At 57.2% G+C, this 1,413-nt stretch carries 1 protein-coding gene; it reads right to left on the reverse strand.

The features are described from left to right. Window positions 1-172: 172 nt before the first annotated feature. Entirely contained in the window at window positions 173-1,336 is a 1,164-nt protein-coding gene (locus ACYVJT_RS15240; protein WP_499418558.1) for an IS701 family transposase, read from the reverse strand. Between the last annotated feature and the right edge of the window lie 77 nt (window positions 1,337-1,413).

Genomic DNA, 1,413 nt, shown 5'->3' on the forward strand with positions numbered 1-1,413 from the left:
TAGTACTACAGTCGTGTTTGTAAAGTGTGGCCGCGTGCTGTGTAGTGATATTGCTGGGCCCGGTATTGGTGTTGACGTCGCCATAATGAGGCTCGCAGGACGTGGTCCGGGTCAGGCGTGTGGCTCCAGACGACCTTGACGATCAATCGTCGGATCTCTGGCAGGGACAGTCTCACCAGAGCCCCGGTACCTGGATTTGGGCCCCCTTTTTAGCCCTGATGACACTGAGAAACGCGTGGGCGAACATCGATAAGGTGATGTGTCGATACCAGCCAGTGTATTGGCGGACCTGGTAGTGATCTAACCCGGTTTCGCCTTTGGAAGTTTGAAAAGTTTCCTCGATCGACCACCGGGCCCCGGCCACCAGGGCCATAGTGATCAACGTCGTATTAGCCGGTGTGTAGCACAGGTAATAGGCCAGATCGGTAGGGTCTTGCAGTGACCGGCGGGCCAGTAACCAATGCTCACCGTCATCGGTTGGCCCGGTGAGGCGCTCACGAGCCCAAGCGTATCGTCGATCGCCTTTGGTCCCGGGGCCGGCCGTGCGTTCCCGCCATGCCCGGGCATCCAGGGTTGCAATGACCTCATCTGCTCGAGCTTCGACTCCCAGGGTGCTCGAGCTGGGCATGGTGACGGTGTGGTTTTTTGGTACGGCCAGTACATAATGCATGCGCCGAGCCTGCAATCGCTCACGAAGGCCATGATTGGCACCATATACGGTGTCACCGGTGACCCATTGCGCGGGCACATCAGCATCTAAGACTCGCTCAATCATCGCAGCAGCCAACTGTGGTTTGGTGGCCATCGCCTGCCGCTCACTAGGGATCCCAGCCTTGGTACACCGGTCTGGGTCCTGGATCCACGCCTTGGGCACATAGAGCTCCCGGTCTACAAACGTGCGGCCATGCTTGGTGGCATAGGTTACAAACACCCCGATCTGACAGTTCTCGACCCGACCTGCGGTGCCGGAATACTGTCGGGCCACCCCAGCCGAGGCAGTCCCCTTTTTCAAAAACCCCGTCTCATCAATCGCCAAGATCCCGGCCGGATCACCCAGATGTTGGGCCACATAGCCCATCAGCGCATCTCGGACAGTATCCGGGTCCCAATCCGTGGTCGATAGCAACCGTTGCATTCCATCCGGTCTGGACTGCCCGGCCCGCTCAGATAACGTCCACGAGTTCTTGCGTTCCTCATCCGATAAGAGTCCTTGGATGTAGCCGATCGCATTATCGCGCGGTTCAGTTCGGGCGAACTGCTCACCAATCAGCTCACGAATTTCTTCCAGGCCCTGGGCCCATTCACGGATTTCTGCCACACCAATATTCTCACTCATACGACAGAATTAACACGACATTTCAGCACTGTCCGATTAAACCGCCGACACCACCAAAAATAAAAGCGACTGTAGTA

Source organism: Yaniella soli, assembly GCF_054782375.1.

What these genes read in the sequence shown, in the direction of transcription:
- ACYVJT_RS15240 (WP_499418558.1), bottom strand. Translation starts at nt 1,336, where the DNA reads ATGAGTGAGAATATTGGTGTGGCAGAAATCCGTGAATGGGCCCAGGGC.